The sequence below is a fragment of the Mesobacillus harenae genome, assembly GCF_013343715.1.
Taxonomy (GTDB): domain Bacteria; phylum Bacillota; class Bacilli; order Bacillales; family Cytobacillaceae; genus Mesobacillus_A; species Mesobacillus_A harenae.
The window spans coordinates 128,522-152,188 of the sequence record NZ_JABUNR010000008.1; the positions used below are offsets into that span (position 1 = coordinate 128,522).

The window sequence follows — 23,667 nt, forward strand, 5'->3', positions numbered from 1 at the left end:
TCTGATAAGGGGGAAATCAGTGAAAACTAGAATTACTAAGCTGTTAGGAATCGAATACCCAATTATATGCGGAGGAATGTTCCAGGTTGGCAGGGCTGAATTAGCTGCAGCAGTTTCGGAAGCTGGCGGGTTAGGGATTATTACTTCAAAAACACAAGTAAGCCCAGAAGGACTTCGGAGTGAAATACATAAAGTAAAGTCCTTAACAAAAAAACCTTTTGCAGTTAACCTTAACCTTTTTCCGAGCCAGACGGCTACTCCAAACGAGGATTTTATCGATGTATTAATTGATGAAGGAGTCAAAATTGTTGAAACAAGCGGCAGAAGTCCAAAAGAATTGATGCCAAAGCTTAAAGAAAATGGGTTTATCGTTCTCCATAAAGTAGCAGGCGTAAAGTACGCGGTATCAGCAGAGAAGCTTGGGGTTGATGCTGTCATTATTGTCGGAAATGAGACAGGTGGACACCCTGGAATGAGTGATGTTGGTACATTGGTCATGCTGCCAAGAATTGTAGATTCTGTGAAAATTCCTGTTATTGCTGGAGGAGGATATGCAGATGGGAGAGGCCTGGTAAGCGCTTTAGCCTTTGGAGCTGAGGGAATCGTCATGGGAACTCGTTTTATGGCGACTGAAGAAGCCCCCATCCACGAGAATGTTAAACAGTGGATGGTGGAAGCTGATGAAACGAATACCATAGTTATTCAGCGAAACATAGGCAGCCCTTCTCGTGTTGCCTTGAATGAAATAAGCAAAGAAGTAGACCGGCTTGAAAATGAAGGAGCCACCATTGAACAGCTGCTTCCTTTGATTACGGGACAGCGGGCAAAACAAGTCTATTTCGAAGGGGACTTAAATGGGGGTATTTGGTCCTGTGGACAATCAGTTGGCCTTATCAAAGAAATACTCTCGATTAAAGATTTGTTCGCCCAGATGGCTGCAGAAGCTAATAAGTCGATCAATTTTATTCAAAAAAGTATGTCACCACATTCTAAGGTATAAATTCAACTAAATCAGAGGAGGAAATAAGATGAGAGAAGTAGTTATTGTTGAAGGAGTCAGAACACCGGTAGGAAAGCGTAAAGGGGTACTAAGTTCTGTACGTCCAGACGATTTGGCTTCTAAAGTGCTTAAAGAATTAATTAACCGTGCTGGAATCTCTCCAGGACTTGTCGAGGATGTCATTTTGGGTTGTGTGGCCCAAGTGGAGGAACAAGGATTAAATATCGCCCGTACAGCTGCTCTGATGGCCGATTTTCCGATTCATGTCCCGGGTACTACGATCGATCGTCAATGTGGATCAAGCCAGCAGGCTATTCATTTTGCCGCACAGGCTATTTTGAGTGGGGATATGGATATTGTCATCGCTGGCGGTGTAGAAAGCATGTCCAGAATTCCAATGGGAGCTACTCGCAGGGAATCTACCTGGAGCGAAACATTAACATCGAAGTATGAAATGATTCATCAAGGATTATCTGCTGAGCGGATTGCCGATAAGTGGGGATATACACGCGGTCAGTTAGATGAATTTTCATTAGAAAGTCAGCGAAGGGCACTTCATGCTCAAGAACAAGGCTGGTTTGACAAAGAGATTATGCCTTTAGAGGTAACTCTTGAGGATGGAACGACTGTGACTGTTACACAGGATGAAGGTCCGAGAAAAGGTACGTCAATTGAAAAGTTGGCAGCACTTAAGCCTGCTTTTAAAGAAGACGGAAGGATTCACGCAGGAAACTCAAGCCAAATGAGTGATGGTGCTTCAGCTCTTTTGTTAATGTCAAGAGAAAAAGCAGAGGAATTAGGACTAAAACCTAGGTTCCGGATTATTGCACGATCTGTTATTGGTTCCGACCCAACATTAATGCTGACAGGACCAGCTGCCGCTTCAAGAAAGGTTCTTGAAAAAGCAGGACTGACTATTGAAGATATGGACACATATGAGGTTAATGAAGCTTTTGCTCCTGTTCCTATGCTATGGCTAGATGAAATGAAAGCAGATCCAAAAAAGCTTAATCCAAACGGAGGAGCGATTGCATTAGGACACCCGCTTGGAGCTTCAGCAGGCCGACTCATGATTACAATGATGAATGAATTGGAAAGATCCGGCGGCCGTTTTGGTCTGCAAGCAATATGTGAAGGCGGCGGCATGGCCAATGCGACAATCATCGAAAGAATTAACGAATAGATTCATATAAAGTCGGCGACATCATTATTTTGTAAGGGTCCTTAAAATAGGGAGGAGAATGGATATGAACATTAAAGACAGTGTAGCGGTTGTAACAGGAGGAGCTTCTGGTTTAGGTGAAGCGACAGTAGCAACGATCATTGAAAATGGCGGACGTGCAGCAATTTTTGACCTTCAAGAAGATAGAGGAGCTGCCTTAGTTGAAAAATATGGATCAGAACGAGTTTTATTTGTAAAAACAAATGTTACAAGTGAGGAAGAAGTTAGCAGTGCTATTAATCAAACCGTAGAAAAGTTTGGAGCAATCCATGTAACTGTAAACTGTGCGGGCATCGGAACTGCAGAAAAAACAGTAGGAAAAGATAAGCCTCATGACCTTGGGAGTTTTACAAGGGTTATCCAAATCAATTTGATCGGCACATTTAATGTTCTTCGTTTGGCTGCTGAAAAAATGACATTAAACGATCCAAATGAAGAAGGAGAAAGAGGAGTTATTATTAACACTGCTTCTGTCGCAGCGTTTGATGGTCAAATGGGTCAGGCAGCTTACAGTGCTTCAAAAGGCGGAATAGTTGGAATGACCTTGCCTATTGCTCGAGATCTTTCAAGGCATGGAATCAGAGTTTTGACAATCGCTCCGGGGCTTATGGATACTCCATTACTAGCAGGAGCTCCTGAAAAAGTCCGTCAAGCCTTAGGTGCAATGGTGCCATTCCCTCCTAGATTGGGATACTCGTCTGAATATGCGCATTTAGCAAAGGCTATCATCGAAAACCCCATGTTAAATGGAGAAACTATTCGTCTCGATGGGGCTATTAGAATGCAGCCGAAATAAGCTCGATAATAGCTGACTCAAGGATTTTTAGAGTCAGCTTTATCTTATAATAGGGTGGAAAATATACTCTGTGAATGGTGAAAGGGTGATTAAATGAAAAAGGTCAGCATGCCAGAATGCTTATTACCCTTAACAGGTGCTATTAATTTTAGAGATATGGGCGGACTAGAGACAGCAGATGGAAGGCGAGTTAAGAAAGGGATCTTATTTCGGGCTGCTTCGTTGACTGGGTTAACGGAAGAAGATAAAAGATACCTGGAAAACCTGCAAATAAAGCGTGTTTTTGATTATCGCAGACAAGAAGAGGCCGACAGAAATCCTGATCCTCCAATTGGCCTTGCAATAAATGAACGAGTGTCTGTTTCAAATGAAGAAAATATCACTACCAATATGTTAACAAATGAAGATGAGATTAAGAGAGAGTACTTTCGCAGATTCACGGTAGATGGATTCACGAAAATATATAGTGACATGCCTATACAAAACAAATCTTATAAAAGACTAATGGGACTGTTTATAGGTCTTCAAGAAAATTTGCCTTTAGTTCATCATTGTACAGCTGGGCGAGACCGGACTGGCGTTGGCTCGATGATTATCTTGATGACACTTGGGGTTCCATATAAAACCGTCTTAGAGGATTATTTATTGTCAAATCAGACCTTAGCAGACTATCATAATGAACTTTTTGAAAGGGCAGCTAAGCTTTTTTCTGCGTCAGAGTTGGCAAGGTTTAAGCATTCTTTCCCTGTAAGGGAAGATTATCTGCAAGCAGCGTTGAATGCCATTTGCAGTACATATGGTGATTTTGATACCTATATTAAAAAGGAATTCGGCATAACAGAGGAAGTCAGAAGGAATCTAGAGAATCACTGTTTAGAATAACATTGGTAATTCAAATGTCAGCTTTGCACCTACTGAAACTGTAAAAATTTTTAAATTTTTTTAATAATGCAATCGCTTTCAGAAGACTAAGGAGGTAAAAGGATGAGTAGTCAAGCCGTGCTTACAGAAGTGAAAAATGGTGTTGCCCGAATTACATTAAATGAACCGGACTCTTTGAACGCGCTCTCAACTGCTATTATTGAAGGGTTGAATGAGACAATAGGTTCTATTAAAAATGATCCGGATATTCGTGCAGTTATCTTAACCGGTAACGGAAGAGCGTTTTGTGCTGGTGGAAATATTAAAGGATTTTCGAGTATTTCTTCAGCAGCAGCAGGAAGAAAACGTATGGAAGATCATACTCACTTTTTAAAAGATTTGGCTCAAATGGAAAAGCCGGTTATTGCAGCAGTCAATGGCCATGCCGTTGGTGCAGGCTTCAGTATTGCTCTTGCCTGTGACTTTATAATAGCATCGGAAAGATCTAAATTCGCATTAGGTTTTCATAAAATTGGCCTCGTCCCAGACTTAGGGGGACTTTATCATTTGCCACGGATTGTTGGAATGGCTAGGGCTAAAGAATTAGCCTTTTCAGACAGGACTCTATCAGCCGCTGAAGCAAAAGAATATGGTATTTGCCTGGAGGTTGTCGAAGTTGAACAACTGTTAGACCGTACCCAAGAAATTGCCGAAACTTTTGCATCAAGTCCGACCATTGCCATTGGTCTCGCTAAATCTTTATTAAATCGCAGCTTCGAGTCTTCCTTAGACGATATGCTCCGAGAGGAATCAATGGTACAGGGAATTGCCTTTACCACGGCAGACCATAAAGAAGGGGTAAGAGCCTTTTTGGAAAAAACCAAACCAAACTTTACAGGATCCTATTCCTAATAAATATAGTAAAAGAGGAGCTGTTAATATGAAAAGCTGGCTTGTTAAAGAACTTGGAGAACCTGAAGAAGTCTTGCAGATTGAAAAACTGGAAAGCCCTGTGCGTCATGATAAAGAAGTGTTAATAAAAGTTAAGGCCGTGGCGCTGAACTTTTTTGATATTCTTTTATGCCAAGGAAAGTATCAAGAAAAACCGCCTTTGCCATTTACGATCGGGTCGGAAATTTCTGGTGTAGTTGAAGAAGCAGCGGAAGGAAGCCGTTTCAAAGTAGGCCAGCGGGTTTTAGGGCTGCCAAAGGCACCTAAGGGCGGGTTGGCCGAATATGTCTCGCTTGAAGAAAGCTCTGTCTATCCTATACCTGATTCAATGAGCTGGAAAGAAGCAGCAGCTTTATTTATTACCTATCATACCTCTTACTATGCGTTATTTTCTAGGGCTGGCCTTAAAACGGGAGAAGTGCTGCTTGTCCACGCAGGTGCAGGCGGAGTTGGTTCTGCAGCCATCCAACTGGGAAAAGCAGCTGGAGCCTATGTAATAGCAACTGCTGGGGGATCAGAAAAAACTCAGATTTGTAAGGAACTCGGAGCTGACCTGGTTATTGATTATTTAGAGGAAGATTTTGTTGAAAAAGTTAAAAAGGAAACAGGTGGAAAAGGAGCAGATGTTATTTATGATCCTGTTGGGGGAAATGTTTTTGACCGTTCAAGAAAATGCATTGCATTTGATGGGCGAATCCTCGTAATTGGTTTTGCTGGGGGAGAAATCCCGTCCATCCCTGCCAACCATGTGTTAATCAAAAACTACTCTGTCGTTGGAGTCCATTGGGGCCTTTTTAATCGATTATCGCCAGAAAAAGTTATTAAAGAACACGAAGATTTGATGAGCCTTTATGAACAAGGGAAAATCAAACCGCTGATTTATAAAGAATACGAATTTGAAGATGTACCGGAAGCCTTAAACTTATTAGGGTCAAGAAAAACATGGGGCAAAGTCATTGTAAAGCTGTGATAACAGTATTTATAAGGAAAGTGGTCTGGAAGGTGTTTCAAGCAAAGGAGAGATTGCATGAACCAGCAGCAAAACAAAGTCCATGAGATAAATTGGCAATTGATTGAGGATTATTTGCACCGGTCAATAACAGGGCTTCCTAACGAACCTATCAAAGTAAAACAGTTTTCAGCGGGATATTCGAATTTAACGTATTTTATTTCGATTGGAAGCTGGCAGGCCGTCTTAAGGAGACCTCCATTTGGTCCTATTCCTCCAAAAGCCCATGACATGAAACGGGAATATGAGATTTTGGAAAAACTAAATCCTATTTTTCAGCTAGCGCCTAAGCCTATCCTTTATTCTGAGGATCCTGCCATTATGGAACGGCATTTTTATTTGATGGAAAAGAAGGATGGCGTGGTGCTCGATGATTACCTTCCACAAGGACTTGAAAACCGAGCTGACACAGGTGTTCTTGTCTCAAATGCAGTCATGGAGACAATGGTGAAATTGCATGCTGTCGATTATAAAGCAGCAGGTTTAAGCAGTTTTGGCTATCCGGAAGGCTATTTAAGCCGTCAAGTCCATGGTTGGATTAAACGGTTTCATAATTCAAAAACAGACGACATCCCAGGGGCTGAAAATATTGAAAAATGGCTGGTTGAGAACATTCCTTCCTCACCTCCTCCTACTATCGTCCATAATGACTTTAAGCTAAACAACATGATGCTTTCGTCATCAGACCCTGGTACTGTGGTTGGTGTATTTGATTGGGAACTGAGTACAATTGGTGATCCGCTAACTGATTTGGCAGCGGCTATCGCTTATTGGACGGAAGCTGATGAAGCAGATACTGGTTTAACATCTGTCACGACGGCTCCTGGATTTTTAACTAGAAGAGAAATGCTCGAACTGTATGCAAACAAGAGTGGACGAGATATATCGCAAATAGATTATTATCTCACCTTTGCTTTTTATAAAATTGCCGTCATTCTTCAACAAATCTATTATCGCTGGAAAATTGGAGAAGCAAAAGATGAGCGCTTTGGAAAACTGAATGCCGGGATTATCAATCTGCTTGAACAGGCAGCCAGGGCGCAACAAAAAGAAATTTTGCGTTAAAGTGAATAGGAGGATACTAATGACACAACTAGTGAAGATTGAAATTACAGAAGGAATTGCCTTTGTAACAATCGATAATCCGCCAATGAATGTATTAAGCGGACAAGTAACCAGAGAACTTGGGGAAATTTTTACGCGTATTGCTGAAGACTCAAATGTTGTTGTCGCAATTTTAACAGGGGCTGGAAACAGAGCATTTATGGCTGGGGCTGATATTAAAGAGTTCCCATCTTCTTTGGGTAAAGAGAAAGAAGATCTTAAGAAAAATAACATGGAAACTCATCGTGTATTGAATTTAATTGCTGATCTTCCAAAACCAACCATAGCCATGTTAAATGGAATCGCTTTTGGGGGAGGGTGCGAACTTGCTTTAACCTGTGACATTCGAATTGCGGAAGACCACGTTAAAATTGGCTTGCCGGAAGTGAAACTCGGTCTATTTCCAGGAGGCGGAGGGACGCAGCGTTTACCACGATTGATTGGTCCCCCGAAAGCGAAGGAATTAATGTTCTTAGGTGAACCGATTACAGCTGAGGAGGCATTAAACCTTGGCTTGGTGAATTCAGTAGCAGCAAGAGGAGAAGGAATGCAAGCTGCCCTCAAAATGGCGAAAAAAATGGCAGGCTATTCTTGCCAGGCGTTAAGCAGGATAAAACAGGCTGTGAATGAGGGAATGGATACCTCATTTGACCAAGGCATTGAGATTGAGGCAGAGCTATTTGCAGAAGTTTTTGCAACAGAGGATGTAAGAGAAGGGGTTCAAGCATTTATTGAAAAGCGATCACCAGTATTTAAGCATCGGTAAAGAGGAGATCTTAGAGTCCGATTAGATGCTGGAAGGCCCCGATAAATGGAAAAAAGTTCAACCAAAACCTGTGCAGGCTGTCAGAACCTCCCGACAGCCTGTTTTTCTTTTGTGGTTTTAGTAAGAGAGCGATTAACAAAAGGAATCCCTTATATCTGGCCAACTTTGCTCTTTTTCCGCGGGCGTACAACTAGCCTTCTCCCCGCTATAGCGCATGAGACTATTCCCTTTCAGCTGAACCCGCAGGACATTGATTTGGCATTCTCGAAGTAATATAACATAATTCCTGAATTCCTCTGGAGAGGGTTTCTTTGGTCCAACCTTAGTACGAGATAAACAGCGATTTTAACGCTTATTTATCCACTTTAAGCTTTGACAGTATCTCTTCTTTAACGACTATCTTTAATAAGTAATCAGCGTAGGCTTCTGATATTTCATCTGCAGATTGGGGACCGCCTTGGTCATACCATTCTTGAATTGAGTTAAGAGCACCTAATATAATCATTCTTACCATTCTTACATCCACACTATCAAAAACCTGATTATCGATGCCTTCAACTATTATTCGGTCAATAAACTGAGAGTAACTTTTTCTCAGTTTGAGCATTTCTTGAAATTCAGTGTCAGAAAAATTCTGTTTTGGTATCCCCACTACCATGAACATTGACTTTTCGCTAGTTGCAAGTAAAATATGTCCTTTGATAGCACTGCGTAGTTTTTCAACCGGATTTAAATCACTGTTAACAACTTGTTCAATTCGTTCAAGGCTGATTTCCATAATCATTTGATGGCAATGGTAAAGAAGATCATCTTTATTTTTAAAATAATAATACATTGACCCTTTTGTCATGAGGAGTCTTGCTGCAATTTCTTCCATAGTGGTGCCCTGGTATCCTTTCTCAGCAAGCACTGCTGCAGCTGATCTTAGAATATCTAGCTTTTTCTTAGCAGTTTTTTTTACCCTAAAAGACGACATCGTCGACCCCTCCTATTATTCCGTTTTTATTTATATACTGGCTAGTCCTGTTTGAATTTTAGGTCATTTTTCTACTATTTGTTTAAATATATAGCAATTATTCTGAAAAATCAATCGGTATTCTTCAAAAGAATTTTTTACTCTGATCTAGTACATGGTTTTCATATATTATATTTTTACGTTAAAATCTGTCTTTTGCTTAATTTATATCTAGTATTAGAGGGATCGAGTCTTCAGGAAGAGACGTAGTCATCGCGGTTCTTTCTTAAAATAAGAGTAACAATTATTTAACAAGGAATGTCGTCATTTGTGGTCGTACTTGGTTGGAAAAGACCCAAAGAATGTGACTGTAACACTAGCTGACAAAGGATGCAGTATTCATTACCCGCACCGTATTTAAAGCATAAAGATATAAGGAGAAAAGGTAACAGGCACCATCCAAATTATGGATAGTGCCTGTCACCTTTTTTATTGCTCAGGTATAAAATACATGCTATCTCAATAAAATTTTATGATGGAACAGAAAGGAGAGATTAGAATGGCAAATGACTTTCAAACAGCAGCTCGTTTTGAACATGGCTTTTGGCTGCAGGTTCTTGGGGATCATGCCAGGTTTATTCATGATTCCTTGGCACCAACAGAGAATGAAGATATTGAGATGGCAGTTTATTTCATTCAAACCTTCGATCAGCTGCTTGAAAACACGAAAAGTGCAGACTTAATTGGATTGAGTGAGAAAGCAGAGGAAGAAGCAGCAAGGATTAGAAAATTTAAACTTTCTATTATCGAACGGCTGTTAACAGGTAAAATAAAAATTCATTTAGGTCCTACTTTTGTTAATCATATGGTAAATGAGGTTGAGGAATATATAAGGGTTCTGGGATATTTGAAACAAGGAGAAGTTCCGCCTATTTTCCATGAGCTTCATCACCATTTAATTTGGCTGCTAGATGCTGCGGGCCATGCAGGGGCTATCGAGGACAATCTTGACCAAGTTGAAAAACAAATAAAGGCAAAAAGCAAAGCTTACATGAAAAATTTTGAGGCTTTTTATATCAAAGCAGTGGAAATGACAGGCTATTTGCGTACTAACATGGCTGAGTTTCCAGGCTTGGCGAGAATGAATAAAGAGGTTTCACTTGAAATTAAATTGTTTATGAACTTTTTAGAAGAACTTGAGGAGATGGAGCTGACGGATCAGGCTCTTGGTACATTTGCCCCTTTAATGGCAGACCATATGTATCGGGAGGAATGTTATTATTTGACCAAGGTAGCTCAATCCACTGGTACTTCCGGTCCTCAGTGTGACCCTGCTAAACCAAGACTAAAAACATAATTTTAAAAAGATGCAGTTGGTTTCTTTTAGCAAAAATAGTTACTAAGGACTAATTTAATATAAATACAGAACAAACGTTCTCTATTTAGACAAGGTTATGATATACTAAAATGGCAATAGTCCTTAAGAATGGTTGGCTAGCCCCGAGGAAAGGGGGTGATGCCTTTGACAGTGTTCGAGTCACTTATGGTAGCAATGTCATTTACCTCTATTATTATCGCTGTCCTGACATTTAACCATAAAAAATAGACCTCCCTTGACAGCAATTGAGGGAGAGGTCTATTTTTGGCAAAAGGCCGAGCCTTTCTTGGGATACGGCTATTGCAAAACCATGGGTGCGCTAACACCTATGGTTTTCACCTTTATTTATATAGTTAAATCGTAACACAGGCAATATGAAAAGTCACGTAACCGTTGTTAAGCGTGAGATTCTTTATCTGGTTTTATCAAAAAGAACACAAGAATCGCTGCTAATAAACATATCCCGCTTAAAATGTAAAATATTGTCTTGCCTGTCCCTCTCATAAGGAGTGCTATAACCGGAGGTCCTGCCGCTACTCCTATAAACCTCATTGAACTATAGATAGACGTAATTGTTCCTCTCTGTTCTTTTTTAATTCCTTCGGTGATTAAGGCATCAAGACAAGGAAGGCTAGCTCCAATTCCAATTCCGCTTATTAAGAAGAGGCCAATCATAAACCATAGCTCCTTTGTGAAGCTTAACAGCACGATTGAGCCTCCAAGCAAAACAATCCCAGCAAACGTGATCCACTTCATTAACACTTTGTTCTCTTTTATTTTCTTCCCCGTAAAAAAGGAAGCAAGGCACAAAGCCCCAAGAGGTACCGCTAAGAAAAAACCTTTTTTCACATCCTTAATGCCATAGTTATTTTCTAGCATGGAAGACAGGTAAAAAAGGACTCCAAACAGAACAAACATTAATATGACTCCTACAATGAAAATGGCATAAAGCCACCTGCCATTATCAGTGAAAATTTGTTTAATCTTTATCAGAAATTCTTTAAAAGGAATTCCTTTCTCTTCGGTTTTAGGGGTCTTGACGAGAACTAACATTAAGATAGTTGACAGAGCACAAAAAATTGGGATTGAAAAGAAAGGCAAATACCATAAAAAGCCTGCTAAAAAAGCACCTAAAATAGGACTTAAAACTTTGCCGAATGTGTTCGAGGTCTCAATAATACCAAGAGTGCTGCTGACTTCATCTTCTTTTTTAAACATGTCCCCAACAAGTGGCAGAACAATAGGTGCTGCACCGGCCGCTCCTACTCCCTGTAGTGCTCTGCCAACAAGGATTAGCCAGTATGCATCTGCAAGCTTCCAGGAAGCCCAGCCAGATATAATCCCGCCAATTCCAGTGATAATCAGGCTTGGAATAATCACTTTTTTTCTGCCGATATGATCAGATAGATATCCAGCAAGAGGGATAAGAATGATCGCCACTAAGGAATAGACGGTTATAATCATGCTGGATTGAAAAGAAGATATTTTTAATTCCCTCTCCATAACCGGTAAAACAGGGATGAGCATGGAATTTCCGAGTGTCATGACCAATGGGATAGAAGAAATCGATAAAATGGCCCATGTTTTGTTGCCACCGCCGCTAGCCTTTTTTTTATGTTTAGAGGTGCCTTTTTCTTTTTTTGAAAGCAACTTTTCTACATGGTTCATATGCCATAACCCGCCTTTTTTCATACTACTCTTATCTTTTACAGTTCCTTGAAATAAAGGAGTGTTTATTTATGGAAATTTTTTGATGGCAATAAAACAGAATCAAAGATAAAATAAAGGAAAAATATACGGGGTGGCGAATGAAAAACAAAGTATTGCAATTGAATACTGGTAAGCCGATTGTATACAACTGGAAAGGCAAGCAGATATCTTCAGCAATAGGTAAAGATCAAGTAAAAGAAGCTTTCCTAACAAAAATGGGGTTTAACGAGGATGGAGTAGCGAATTTGGAGCATCATGGCGGTCCGGAACGTGCTGTTTGTCTATATCCTTATGAGCATTATAATCTTTGGGGAAAAGAGTTTAGCGTGAAACTGGAAATTCCCGCATTTGGAGAGAATATAACTATTAATGGCATGCTTGAGAATGAGGTCTACATCGGCGATGTTTTTCAGCTTGATGAGGCGGTTGTTCAAATTTGTCAGGGGCGTGTTCCTTGTTCGAAAATATCAAAATTCAATGGTATAGAAAACTTGCTTGAGCGGGTGTTCCATACAGGTTACACGGGTTATTTTTTTAGGGTGCTTGAAGAAGGCAAGGTCTCTTCAGATGCGGACATGATCCTAAAAGACCGTGAAAATGGATCATTTTCCGTGCTTAGGGCAAATCAGATTTACCTTCATGAGCAAGATAACATTACCGATATGAAAAAGCTGATGGAGATTTCCAGCCTTTCCTCTGAATGGAAGAGTCAGCTAAATAAAAAAATCAGTAAGCAAAGCAAATAATATTATTGTTATTTTCTAAATATTTTATTGACAAACGGGGAAAATCTTCATATCATTGTTTATAATATTAATATTCCGGCGTTGAAGGAGAAGAGTAACTTTATCAGAAACCCCAGAGAGCTGATGGTTGGTGCAAATCAGTGTGGAAGATAGAGCGAATGGACTTCTGAGCTACCAAACCGAACCTTTTTTCGGGTGTAGGATTTGGCGACATGTCTCATCGTTACAAGAGTCGGGAATTAAAGCTGCAGGCTTGATTCCTTTAAAGTGAGCCGAATTCGGCTAATCAAGGTGGTACCACGGGTCTCTCGTCCTTATTTGGATGTGAGGCCTTTTTGTATTCAAGAATGAAAATTAAGCTCTGTTATAGAACATTGTTGATTTTTATAGCAGTGTTGATTGGAGTTAAGGCGATCGACTCCTCGAAGCCCAAAATTAAAAACTGGATAATAGTAAATTGTTGCGTAAGAAGAGTAGATGGTTTTGGTGCGTTACAGAGAGCCGGAAATGCTGAAAACCGGTACGCAGGAACCTTCGAATGGGCTTACAAGAGGCACCCTGAAATAAAGTAGGGGTGCACGGATTTCCACCGTTAAAAGGAAAGGGTACAAAGAAAAGCGAAGCCGACTGTCCAGAAACAGGGAAACTGGAAGGTCCGCCAAAGAAGCGTACTGTGCTTCTGAAGGAGGAACTGAAGTTTCACAAGTTTCTAGAAGGCGGAGCTGGACAAAGAAAAGCGAAGCCGGTTAGCATTAGCTTTTTTCGTACCTGAAAAGAGGGAACAGTCTATTTTCTTGTTCCAATCGAGGTGGCACCGCGGTTTTTATCGTCCTCTATACAGCATTTTTTATGTCTGTATAGGGGACTTTTTTATTTTACTGAAAGGGGAGAGCATAGTGGAGACGAGACGAGCAGAGGCTGAAGTGCTGATTGAAGAAATTGAAGGGGATGTGTTAACCCCCATTTCGATATTCCAGAAAATCAGCGGGAAAAAGAAATTTTTATTAGAAAGTTCGTTGAAGTATGAGAATTCAGGACGTTATTCATTTATTGGGGCGGATCCCGCTTTTGAACTAAAGGCATTTAACGGTCAAGTTGTCCTTAGCAATGATAATGGTGAGCAGAACATGGAGGGGCAATTTCTTGATGTTCTAAATAATCTGATGCCTATTTTGGATAGAGACTCAGAGTTTCCGTTCATTGGGGGTGCAGTCGGATATATTGGCTATGATATGATTCGGGATTTCGAGAATATAGGTCCAGCTGTAGAGGACCAATTAGATATGCCAGATGCCCATCTAATGTTTTTTGAGGAAGCAGTTGTCTTTGATCATCTAAATCAAAAAGCTTACTTGATAGCCGTTCCTTTATCAGAGGAGCATACTCCTGAACATTTACAGGCTAAACTTGCAAAACGAAAGAAAGAACTTGAATCTATTGCAAACACAGTTAAAGTTGATCCCTTTTCGATTTCAGCCTATCGGTCATCCGTTACACAGCATGAATACGAGGAAATGGTGAAAAAAGCAAAAGATTATATTGAGCAGGGAGATATCTTTCAAGTAGTTCTCTCCCGCAGGCTGGAAGCAGAAGCAGAGGGCGATCCTTTTTCTTTTTATCGGAAACTAAGAGTCCAAAATCCTTCCCCCTATATGTATTACTTAGAGTTCGAAAACTATGTGATAGCTGGTGCTTCTCCGGAAAGTCTTGTAAAGGCACGGGATGGGAAAATCACAACGAATCCAATTGCAGGCACTAGGCCTAGAGGCAGCACCGAAAATGAAGATTCTCTTCTTCAAAAAGAGCTTGAATCAGACGAGAAGGAGCTGGCAGAACACAAAATGCTTGTCGATTTAGGGAGAAATGATTTGGGCCGTGTGTGTGAATTTGGTTCTGTAAGCCTTGAAAAATATATGAAAACAGAGCGGTATAAGCATGTTATGCACCTCGTGTCAGAAGTGAGCGGACAGTTAAGGGATGAATACACCCCAATGGATGGATTAATTGCCTGCCTCCCAGCAGGGACTGTCTCTGGAGCCCCAAAAATTAGAGCGATGCAAATTATCAGTGAGCTTGAAGGAATGAAACGGGGCGTCTATTCAGGTGCAGTTGGCTACCTGTCAGCGAATGGAAGTATGGATTTTGCACTTGCAATCAGAACAATGGTCGTTAAAGGAGGAAAAGCGTATATACAGGCGGGAGCGGGGATTGTGTACGATTCAGTTCCCTCAAAAGAATACGAGGAAACGAGCCACAAGCTGAGATCATTAAGGGAGGCGCAAAAATGATACTGATTATCGACAATTATGACAGCTTCACCTTTAATCTCTATCAGTACTTAGGGGAGCTCGGTGAAAACCCTGTAGTAATACGCAATGACCAAATTAGCTTGGGTAAACTTAATCAGCTGCAGCCAGAGGCGGTTATTCTGTCCCCAGGACCAGGAAGGCCAGAAAACGCAGGCATTTGTGTTGAATTAGTTAAACAGTTTTACAAAAAAGTTCCAATCCTTGGGATTTGTTTGGGGCATCAAGCTATTGGCTACGCCTTTGGAGCCGAAATTGTAAGGGCAAAAACGATCATGCACGGAAAGGTTTCAAAGCTGACGCATACTGGTACAGGAGTCTTTCAGTATTTGCCCCAGTCTCTCGATGTGATGAGATATCATTCACTTGTCGTTGAAAAAATGACACTGTCGAGTCAATTTGAGGTTATTGCCTACGCTTTGGAAGATCAAGAGATTATGGCAATGAAGCATCAGCAATACCCGGTGCTTGGCCTGCAATTTCATCCTGAGTCTGTAGGTACGGCTACAGGAAAGCAGATACTGAGCAACTTTTTATCTGAAATCAGAAAGGAGCAGCTGAAAAATGAAAACATATCTTGAGAGGCTAACAGAGGGGAAATCTTTAACGGAACAGGAAATGGAAGAGGCTTCGGGAAAACTTTTCAGTGAATCTGTGTCGGATAGTGAAATTGCTGCCTTCCTGGTGAGTTTAAAAGCAAAAGGGGAAACCGTAGAAGAATTATCAGGATTAGTGAAAACACTGCGCAAACATTCTTTGAGGTTCACTGCTAAGGTTCCAAACGCCATAGATAATTGTGGAACAGGCGGAGACGGGTCAAAAAGTTTTAATATCAGCACAGCATCAGCTTTTGTAATCGCCGGTGCAGGGATTCCAGTGGCAAAGCACGGAAATAGAAGTGTGTCTAGTAAAACAGGAAGTGCGGATGTTCTTGAACATCTCGGGGTGAGGCTTGACCTTGAGGTTGAAGCAACAGAAAATATTTTAGCAGAGACCGGTATTGCCTTTTTATTTGCACCCCATGTTCATCCCAAAATTAAAAGAATCATGAAGGTTAGGAAGGATCTTAGGATACCGACTGTTTTTAATTTGATTGGACCATTAACAAATCCTATTGAGCTAGATTATCAAGTTCTTGGAATATATAGAAGAGACTTAACTGAAAAGTTTGCAGAAGTGTTAAAGAATCTGGGCAGAAAAAAAGCAGTTGTCCTTAATGGAGCAGGCTATATGGATGAAGCGTGTCTGGCTGGAGAAAATCAACTTGTCATCCTAGATAACGGACACATTTCTAAAGTAATGCTTCATCCTCATCAAGTGAATCTCCCTGTCTATGATATTGAGGAAATAAGGGGAGGTGACTCAAGGGAAAATGCGGAAATCCTTTTGAGTATCCTTAAGGCAGATAAGGGAGCACATCGGGACACTGTGCTACTTAATGCCGGAATTGGGATATACACTGGCGGCAAGGCAGCATCTATCGCTGAAGGAGTTCAGCTTGCTGCTGAAAGCATTGACTCTGGAGCCGCATTAGAAAAATTAAACCGTTTAGTAGAAGCATGCCGTAAATCTGCGAAGGCGGTGATATAAATGAAAACTATCTTGGATCGTATCATTGAACACAAAGCTACTGAGATAAAGAATTTAAAAAAGCTTGGGTTACCCCATCAAACAGAGTTTCAACAAAAGGAAAGGTCACTGATTAGTAAGCTGAATACAAATAAAAATATGGCTATTATTTCAGAATTTAAACGGGCATCACCATCGAAGGGTGACATCAACCCAAACCTCGACCCTGTTGCCCAGGCAAAGCTTTATGAAAGCTGTGGTGCTGATGCTATTTCTGTTTTAACAGATGAAAATTTCTTTAAAGGAACATTTGCAGACTTGACAGCCATCCGTTCTGCGGTGGATCTTCCGTTATTATGCAAGGACTTTATTATTGACCAAATTCAAATCGATTTTGCTAAACATGCAGGAGCAGACATCATTCTTCTGATAGCCTCTGCTTTAGAAACACAACAGTTAAAAGATCTTTATGAGTATGCAGACCATATAGGGCTGGAAGTACTCATCGAAATTCATAACGAGCAGGAACTGGAGAAAGCTTTTGTTACGAAAGCACCACTTATTGGGATTAACAACCGGAATTTAAAAACCTTTGAAGTAAGTCTTGATCGTACAGAGCAGCTAGGTCCGCTTGTTAAACAGGCAGGTTCGCTTTTGATAAGTGAGAGTGGTATGAAGGCGAAGGAAGATGTTGCAAAAGCAAGAAATGCCGGTGCAAACGGAATCTTAGTAGGGGAAACATTTATGAAAGCAGCCAAGCTTCAAGAGACTTTTAATGCCTTTCGAATCCCTATTAAGGAGGGAACGGTTTAATGAAAGTGAAAATATGCGGAATTATGGATCCGGAAACTGCAGATTTCACTGTAAAAGCAGGGGCAGATGCGCTTGGATTTGTTTTTGCGGAAAGCAGGCGAAGGATTGCCCCTCAGGTAGCTAAAAAAATTATAGGTAAGTTGCCAGAGGAGATTTGGAAGGTAGGTGTTTTTGTGAACGAAACGGCTGAGAATATCCATCACATATTTGAAACAGCTGGATTAACTCATGTTCAGCTTCATGGTGACGAATCAGCTGAGTTTAGCAGCAGCCTGGGGCTTCCTGTTATAAAGTCAATTGGTGTCCAGTCTGAAGAAGATTTAGAAAAAATTTCGGCAAGACCTGAAGAGATTGTGCTGCTTGATAGCCCTGCTGGTCAATTTAGGGGAGGAAATGGGACTTCTTTTGACTGGCAGCTGGCTTTAAATCTTGGAATAGGGGAGAAAAGGATTATACTTGCAGGTGGGTTGAATCCCGAGAATGTAAATGAAGCAATTCGAGCGGTAAAGCCTTATATGGTTGATGTTAGCAGCGGTGTGGAGACGAATGGAATTAAAGATAGGGGAAAAATAAGTGCTTTCCTCGAACAGGCGAAAAGGTAAACTGCAACAGAAAAAAAGAGTCTTGACAATAATTTATAGAGAGTTTTGGAGGGGAATTTAATGACACAGAAAGTTTATGCAATGCCCGATGAAAAAGGCCATTTCGGTATTTATGGAGGCAGATATGTTCCTGAGACCTTAATGACAGCAGTAATAGAACTCGAAGAGGAGTATCAAAGGGCTCTGAAAGATCCTGAATTTTCCCGTGAGTTAAACTATTTGCTGAAGGAGTACGTTGGCCGGGAAACCCCTCTCTATTTTGCCGAAAATTTAACGAAACATGCAAACGGAGCCAAAATTTATTTAAAACGGGAAGATTTAAACCATACGGGTGCTCATAAAATCAACAATACGATTGGGCAGGCCCTTCTTACGGCAAGAATGGGCAAGCGTAAAGTGGTGGCAGAAACTGGTGCTGGCCAGCATGGTGTGGCAACGGCAACTGTATGTGCGCTTCTAAATCTTGATTGCGTTATATTTATGGGGGAAGAAGACGTTAGAAGACAAGAACTGAATGTATTTCGAATGGAACTCCTAGGAGCCAAGGTTATCAGTGTTAAATCAGGAAGTGCTACTCTAAAGGATGCAGTTAACGAAGCTCTGCGCTATTGGGTTGCAAATGTTCATGATACCCACTACATTTTAGGTTCTGTTATGGGACCGCATCCCTTCCCGAAAATGGTTCGTGATTTTCAAAGTGTGATCGGACAAGAATCAAAAGCACAGTACCTTGAAAAAGAGGGGAAGGCACCAAATGCTGTAGTGGCCTGCATTGGTGGCGGCAGCAACTCCATCGGAATGTTCCACCCTTTTATAGAGGACAAATCCGTAAAAATGTTCGGAGTTGAAGCTGCTGGACAAGGGGTTGAAACACAATTCCATGCTGCTTCCCTGACAAAGGGAAAACCAGGGATTCTTCATGGAGCCATGATGTACCTTCTTCAGGATGAAGATGGTCAGGTTCAGGAGGCCCACTCTATTTCGGCTGGTCTTGATTATCCTGGGGTAGGCCCGGAACATAGCCATCTTCAGGATATCGGAAGAGTTAGCTATGAGTCAATTACTGATGATGAAGCACTAGATGCCTTTCAATTACTTGCTAAAACAGAAGGCATTATCCCTGCACTTGAGAGTGCACATGCAGTGGCGTATGCTATCAAACTGGCTGCTGGGATGAATAGAGAAGAAGGGATTATTGTCTGTCTTTCCGGCCGGGGTGACAAGGATGTCCACTCCGTGAAAGAGAAATTGGGAGGTAGGAACCATGAATAGAATAGAAAAAGCATTTCATCAGACAGAAAGAAAATCATTCGTCCCTTATATAATGGCAGGTGACGGAGGACTTGATACTCTTAAAGACAGACTTTTATTTCTTGAAAAAAGTGGAGCAACAGCAGTTGAACTCGGGATTCCATTTTCAGACCCCGTTGCGGACGGACCAACGATTCAGCAGGCCGGTATCAGGGCGCTTAAGGCAGGAACAACTTTGCGAAAAACGTTAAAAGCAATTTCAGAATGCAGGAATGAGGTTTCGATTCCTCTTATTGTAATGACATATATCAACCCCGTTTTGTCCTTTGGAATAGATGCCTTTGCCGAAGCTGCTGCTGCAGCGGGGATAGATGGCTGTATTATCCCAGATCTCCCTATTGAGGAGGAACATCTAATCTCTGGAGCTCTTGAAGGGAAAGCGATTGAACTAATCCGGCTAGTTACCATTACCAGTCCTCCTGAGCGGATCAAAGCAATCGTCAGCCGAGGCAACGGTTACATATATGCTGTAACGGTTGCGGGAATTACAGGTACAAGATCAGGGTTTAACCCAGACCTTGGAGCATTTCTGCAAAAAGTAAAAGAATTAAGCCCCATCCCGGTTTTGGCGGGATTTGGAATCTCAACCCCGGATCACGTTAGAGATGTTAGTAAGTATTGTGACGGAGTAATTGTGGGCAGCAGAATTATTGACTTATTTGAGCAAAACGAACTTGATGAAATAAAAAAGTTAATTTCTGCATCCATAGCCATTCAAGCATAAAACAGGAGCCGCTCTCTTTTGAAAGCGGCTTGTTTTTTGATCGGTAAGAAAGAAAAAAATTTTAAAATTGACTACTGTCTAGCTCCAGCATGTACCCAGTATTTATCGATGTTTAAACTTCCTAACGTATCTCGCAAGGAGCTGATGGGTTTCATTTCAGGGAGCTCGGGAACACTTCTGCATCACTGGCGGCAGCATTTAGCTGTTAATTGATTTTAGTGGCAGTTGCACAAACGGTTAACACAGGCCTAGCCTTAAGGAAGGATACGTGGACATCCTTAAATCCAGCATTTTCTAAATCAGCTTGCATTTTATCTCCTAAATCACGGGCCGTCTGGTCGTCAGATCCTTCTTCCCTTGGCTGGACCGTAAGAGCGAGTTTTCCACCTGTTTTCATTATGCGATAGATTCTTTTTAATGATTGCTCCTGTTTATCCCAGAGCGGATAATTATTGACTGAAAAAACATGTTCATACTGCTTACCAGGATTATAATTCTGTATATCTCCTTTGAATAATTGTACCTTACCCATTTCAACCCAATCACGATTGACCTTTTCAGCCTGGGTTTTCATCTTGCCTGATAAATCAATACCATCAACTGAAACTGTCCGGTATCGGGACATAATTGAATGAATAGCGTAGCCTGGCCCGTAACCGATCTCAAGAATATCCGTGCATTTTCGAACCTTTAATTTATTTATTGTCCACCTATTAATTTTTCTGTTCTCAAAATACATCACCAGTCCGACGATTTTCCCCAAAAATCCTTTGGGTTTTTCGAATTGGCGTGCAAGTGTGTTATTAGTCATATGATTGCACCTCGTTAGTTTTTATTAACCAAATTCCTTAGCTGTTAAACGTGTAGTGATATAAAAATATAAATTTAGAACCTAATAATTATTTCTCGGGAAACCGCATGATTAGACAGAAACAGCAAAACCAAGTCGAAATTTAGAGAAAAAAGAGAAGTGGTACAAGGAAGTCGAGCGAAATAACTAAATTCTGCAAATGTAGTTGGAAATTATTTGAAAGATTTAAGATAACCCCGTGCTATTTGTTACAGTATTAGAAAAAAAATTTTTATATAATTTAAGAAAAGCGGACTGATCTTTTCCTTCTGAAGTAAAGAGTATCTTCAAAAAAGAACTCCTGAAATAACCAGGCTGGGGAGCCGTATAAAATTAAAAGGAAGATGGACAGATGAATATGTATGAGGTCATTTTAGATATTTTAGACAAACGCGGATCGGTTCCAATCTCATTCCTGTGTCAGAAAATGAATGAGTTAACGGAGGTAAGTGGTGGTAATGGTAGACGAATTGACACTTCTAGCCTAGAGTTTGCCATTAGCAGCAAAAAGGAATTGTTTTTAATGAAAAATGACTTTGTTTTCATTAACCCAACTAAAGATCCTGTATCGTTGGTCGTTGCAATCAGCGGATACCCTGGTCCAGAGATAAGAGTAAATGTGAACTTTACCTATAATAGCTTCACGTATTTTGAATGGCACCTTGATTCAATAGCTACGCTAAATAGTGAAACAACAAAAACAGCAGGAAATATGAAAGATTTTAAAAAGACACTTTATAATCTCAATATCTGGGACTGGAGTGAAGACTATCAAGGAGAGGGCATTATATTAGATGGAATCAGCTGGAACCTTAAGCTCGTTACAAAAGAAAAAATCTACATCAAGCAAGGATTAGATAGTTTCCCGCATGAATGGAAAGCTTTTTTACGGGCCATTCGCAGGTTAACTGGAAAGTCATTAGGGTGAATAAAAAAACGGAGGATTTCTATAAACCTTCGTTTTTTCTTATTCTAACAAGAATGTCTTAAGTGAGAATAAACTGGAAAGAACAATAACAAGAGAATGGAAGGTGAAACTTAACACTTTTTTATATAGAATAGAGTTTAGGAATAAATAGAAAGCTGTGTTAGATTATATTGTTGATTTGAGTTATAAAAAGGAATCAAAATTGCGAGACTGCTTGAAAATTCATTTCACTCATGAGTTTTTCTCAGAAATGCCTTTTCAGTGGCTGGAGAACCACCATGGAAGCTTTAATGTTTGTCCACAAACAGTGAGCGATTTTGACTACTTTTTTATCAATAATAAACCTTACAGAGTCAATCAAAAAATACTAGCATTTTGGCAAGGAGTTAATCATGCAGGACATTACAGTTGAAGAGTTGGTAAATAATCATTCCTATGTACCCGTTGATGTCAGATCTCCGGGTGAGTATGAAGAAGCATCCATACCAGGTTCCATTAACATTCCTCTATTTTCTAATGAGGAACGGAAAGAAATTGGCACTCTATATAAGCAAAAAGGAACCGATTCAGCAAAATGGAGAGCGATGGAAATTGTCTCTCCCAAAATCCCATTAATTCTAAACCAAATTAAATCCTTAACCGAAGAAGGACTTCAGCCAGTTGTCCATTGTTGGAGGGGAGGGATGCGCAGTAAGTCTGTCGCATCATTTACTGAGTTTTCTGGATTGCCGGCTGTAAGGCTTGATGGAGGTTATCGGGCTTACAGACAATATATTCTTGACCAAATTCCAAAAATGCTCCCTCAGAAGGCTGTTATTCTTCATGGCCATACTGGTACAGGGAAAACTGATTTGTTAAAAGTGCTCGAAGCAAAAGGCTATCCTGTTATTGACTTAGAACGGTATGCGAACCACCGTGGTTCAATTTTCGGTACTATCGGCATAGGAGACGGCCATAATCAAAAAACTTTTGATGCTTTATTGTTTAGTAGACTGCGGGAAATTAAAGATTCACCGTACTATATAGTTGAAGCTGAAAGCAGGAGAATTGGCAGAGTGATGCAGCCCGAGGAAATGATTAGCAGAAAGTTAGATGGGTTTCACTTTCTGGTCAGCGGAACTATAGAAAATAGAATAGATAGAATTTATGATGAGTATGTATCTCCCTTTAAAGAAGAAGCTTGGTTTAGAGAACAGGTTTCAGAAAAAACGAATCGGCTTCAAAAACGGTTAAAGGACCAGGAGCAATCCTCTTTGTTGAACCAGTCGGTAATTGACCAAGACTATAAAGCTGTTATAAGAATATTGCTAGAGCACTACTATGACCCAAGATACAAACACTCTTTTCTCGAATACAAGGGCAGTTTCACACCGATTAACAGCGACGATATGGGTGAAGCTATTAAAAGGATTGAAAAGGAATTACAAATGCTGAACGAGACAATGAAATTAAGTTTAAAAAAATAATAATGTGGTAATTTTAAAAAAGGAAGCTTGGACTTTCTTTTTTTTACACGGAATGTTAACGCAATATTCTGAAATTCAAGGATGCAATAATGCTGAATTATGATCTTTCAGGAGGTTACTAAAATGTTGGAATCAAAGAATTGTCATCAGCGATTTACTGCACTTGAAGAAAAGGCGGCGTTCACCTCAGATGACGGAGTAGATATTTTCGTACTAGGAGCACGATTTCAGAATAACATTAGCTATGGACATGGTGACTTTCCTGTCGATACCCAAGATATGATTGAATCCTCTTTATTGGGTAGAAAACAACTTAAGTTACCATACCTGAATAAGTATAGTCATTGAATCATTAATAAATAATAATCCAGTAGCCCTCGCACTGTACTCTTACCAGCCTATTAATTCCTGTATCCCTTTTCCTTGGCAAAGTAAAATGCGTAGGGAAAGGGATCCCTCAGTTTCAATAAATTTCTAAATACATAAAACTTTTTTAAGGCTAAAATATTTTTTTAAAATAAAGTCTTTACTATATAAAATAAAATTAGGAAATTCGAAATAGTTGTATAGCTTTCCGATAATTAAATCAAAACAGAATAC

General features: G+C 40.4%; 23 protein-coding genes and 2 other annotated features. Of the genes, 20 read left to right on the forward strand and 3 right to left on the reverse strand.

The window, feature by feature from the left end; translation table 11 throughout:
* Positions 1-4: 4 nt before the first annotated feature.
* From HRJ06_RS11475 to HRJ06_RS11510, 8 genes are all read left to right on the forward strand, one after another.
* Positions 5-1,000, forward strand: a complete 996-nt coding sequence (locus HRJ06_RS11475; RefSeq protein ID WP_338421084.1) for an NAD(P)H-dependent flavin oxidoreductase — start codon at positions 5-7, stop codon at positions 998-1,000.
* Positions 1,001-1,028: 28 nt separating this feature from the next.
* The gene (locus tag HRJ06_RS11480; protein ID WP_174733062.1) at positions 1,029-2,183 is read left to right on the forward strand and encodes a thiolase family protein; all 1,155 of its coding nucleotides are present in this window, start codon (positions 1,029-1,031) and stop codon (positions 2,181-2,183) included.
* Between the two features lie 64 nt (positions 2,184-2,247).
* Positions 2,248-3,018, forward strand: a complete 771-nt coding sequence (locus HRJ06_RS11485; protein ID WP_174733063.1) for a 3-hydroxyacyl-CoA dehydrogenase — start codon at positions 2,248-2,250, stop codon at positions 3,016-3,018.
* A gap of 93 nt (positions 3,019-3,111) precedes the next feature.
* Positions 3,112-3,900, forward strand: coding sequence for a tyrosine-protein phosphatase (locus HRJ06_RS11490; protein ID WP_174733064.1), 789 nt, complete (start codon positions 3,112-3,114; stop codon positions 3,898-3,900).
* Positions 3,901-4,002: 102 nt separating this feature from the next.
* Positions 4,003-4,791: an enoyl-CoA hydratase/isomerase family protein gene (locus HRJ06_RS11495; RefSeq protein ID WP_174733065.1), complete on the forward strand. Its 789-nt coding sequence runs from the start codon at positions 4,003-4,005 to the stop codon at positions 4,789-4,791.
* A gap of 28 nt (positions 4,792-4,819) precedes the next feature.
* Complete coding sequence (locus HRJ06_RS11500; protein ID WP_174733066.1) at positions 4,820-5,800, forward strand: NADPH:quinone oxidoreductase family protein; 981 nt, start codon at positions 4,820-4,822, stop codon at positions 5,798-5,800.
* Positions 5,801-5,857: 57 nt separating this feature from the next.
* Positions 5,858-6,904 (forward strand): phosphotransferase family protein, encoded by a 1,047-nt coding sequence (locus HRJ06_RS11505; RefSeq protein ID WP_174733067.1) that lies wholly within the window; start codon positions 5,858-5,860, stop codon positions 6,902-6,904.
* Positions 6,905-6,923: 19 nt separating this feature from the next.
* Positions 6,924-7,709, forward strand: a complete 786-nt coding sequence (locus tag HRJ06_RS11510) for an enoyl-CoA hydratase (RefSeq protein ID WP_174733068.1) — start codon at positions 6,924-6,926, stop codon at positions 7,707-7,709.
* Positions 7,710-8,061: 352 nt separating this feature from the next.
* Here the strand turns inward: HRJ06_RS11510 and HRJ06_RS11515 are convergent, their stop codons facing one another.
* The gene (locus tag HRJ06_RS11515) at positions 8,062-8,685 is read right to left on the reverse strand and encodes a TetR/AcrR family transcriptional regulator (protein ID WP_174733069.1); all 624 of its coding nucleotides are present in this window, start codon (positions 8,683-8,685) and stop codon (positions 8,062-8,064) included.
* A 538-nt stretch (positions 8,686-9,223) separates the two neighbouring features.
* Here HRJ06_RS11515 and HRJ06_RS11520 point away from each other — a divergent pair.
* Complete coding sequence (locus HRJ06_RS11520) at positions 9,224-10,021, forward strand: DUF2935 domain-containing protein (protein ID WP_174733070.1); 798 nt, start codon at positions 9,224-9,226, stop codon at positions 10,019-10,021.
* Positions 10,022-10,438: 417 nt separating this feature from the next.
* Here HRJ06_RS11520 and HRJ06_RS11525 read toward each other — a convergent pair whose 3' ends face one another.
* Entirely contained in the window at positions 10,439-11,710 is a 1,272-nt protein-coding gene (locus HRJ06_RS11525; protein ID WP_174733071.1) for a bacillibactin exporter BcbE, read from the reverse strand.
* Positions 11,711-11,850: 140 nt separating this feature from the next.
* Here HRJ06_RS11525 and HRJ06_RS11530 point away from each other — a divergent pair, with 140 nt between their 5' ends.
* The 8 genes from HRJ06_RS11530 (at position 11,851) to trpA (ending at position 19,823) form a co-directional block, all read left to right on the forward strand.
* Positions 11,851-12,498, forward strand: a complete 648-nt coding sequence (locus HRJ06_RS11530; RefSeq protein WP_174733072.1) for an MOSC domain-containing protein — start codon at positions 11,851-11,853, stop codon at positions 12,496-12,498.
* Positions 12,499-12,570: 72 nt separating this feature from the next.
* Positions 12,571-12,817: a binding site (T-box leader), on the forward strand.
* Between the two features lie 132 nt (positions 12,818-12,949).
* Positions 12,950-13,335, forward strand: a binding site (T-box leader).
* Between the two features lie 59 nt (positions 13,336-13,394).
* Positions 13,395-14,786 (forward strand): anthranilate synthase component I, encoded by a 1,392-nt coding sequence (gene trpE / locus HRJ06_RS11535; RefSeq protein ID WP_338421083.1) that lies wholly within the window; start codon positions 13,395-13,397, stop codon positions 14,784-14,786.
* Entirely contained in the window at positions 14,783-15,385 is a 603-nt protein-coding gene (locus HRJ06_RS11540) for an anthranilate synthase component II (protein WP_174733073.1), read from the forward strand. Before trpE ends, HRJ06_RS11540 begins: the two co-directional genes overlap by 4 nt.
* On the forward strand, positions 15,369-16,394 hold the full coding sequence (trpD, locus tag HRJ06_RS11545; RefSeq protein ID WP_174733074.1) for an anthranilate phosphoribosyltransferase: 1,026 nt from the start codon (positions 15,369-15,371) through the stop codon (positions 16,392-16,394). Before HRJ06_RS11540 ends, trpD begins: the two co-directional genes overlap by 17 nt.
* On the forward strand, positions 16,395-17,186 hold the full coding sequence (gene trpC / locus HRJ06_RS11550; RefSeq protein ID WP_174733075.1) for an indole-3-glycerol phosphate synthase TrpC: 792 nt from the start codon (positions 16,395-16,397) through the stop codon (positions 17,184-17,186).
* Positions 17,186-17,788, forward strand: coding sequence for a phosphoribosylanthranilate isomerase (locus HRJ06_RS11555; RefSeq protein ID WP_174733076.1), 603 nt, complete (start codon positions 17,186-17,188; stop codon positions 17,786-17,788). Before trpC ends, HRJ06_RS11555 begins: the two co-directional genes overlap by 1 nt.
* Positions 17,789-17,848: 60 nt before the next feature.
* On the forward strand, positions 17,849-19,060 hold the full coding sequence (gene trpB / locus HRJ06_RS11560; protein ID WP_174733077.1) for a tryptophan synthase subunit beta: 1,212 nt from the start codon (positions 17,849-17,851) through the stop codon (positions 19,058-19,060).
* On the forward strand, positions 19,053-19,823 hold the full coding sequence (gene trpA / locus HRJ06_RS11565; protein WP_174733078.1) for a tryptophan synthase subunit alpha: 771 nt from the start codon (positions 19,053-19,055) through the stop codon (positions 19,821-19,823). The genes trpB and trpA overlap by 8 nt, the downstream gene beginning before the upstream one ends.
* A gap of 205 nt (positions 19,824-20,028) precedes the next feature.
* Here the strand turns inward: trpA and HRJ06_RS11570 are convergent, their stop codons facing one another.
* Positions 20,029-20,634: a class I SAM-dependent methyltransferase gene (locus tag HRJ06_RS11570; protein WP_174733079.1), complete on the reverse strand. Its 606-nt coding sequence runs from the start codon at positions 20,632-20,634 to the stop codon at positions 20,029-20,031.
* Between the two features lie 391 nt (positions 20,635-21,025).
* Between HRJ06_RS11570 and HRJ06_RS11575 the strand changes: the two genes are divergently transcribed.
* The 3 genes from HRJ06_RS11575 (at position 21,026) to HRJ06_RS11585 (ending at position 23,415) form a co-directional block, all read left to right on the forward strand.
* Positions 21,026-21,601, forward strand: a complete 576-nt coding sequence (locus HRJ06_RS11575; protein ID WP_174733080.1) for a hypothetical protein — start codon at positions 21,026-21,028, stop codon at positions 21,599-21,601.
* Between the two features lie 392 nt (positions 21,602-21,993).
* The gene (gene mnmH, locus HRJ06_RS11580; RefSeq protein ID WP_174733081.1) at positions 21,994-23,067 is read left to right on the forward strand and encodes a tRNA 2-selenouridine(34) synthase MnmH; all 1,074 of its coding nucleotides are present in this window, start codon (positions 21,994-21,996) and stop codon (positions 23,065-23,067) included.
* 123 nt (positions 23,068-23,190) lie between these two features.
* Complete coding sequence (locus HRJ06_RS11585; RefSeq protein ID WP_174733082.1) at positions 23,191-23,415, forward strand: hypothetical protein; 225 nt, start codon at positions 23,191-23,193, stop codon at positions 23,413-23,415.
* Positions 23,416-23,667 lie beyond the last annotated feature (252 nt).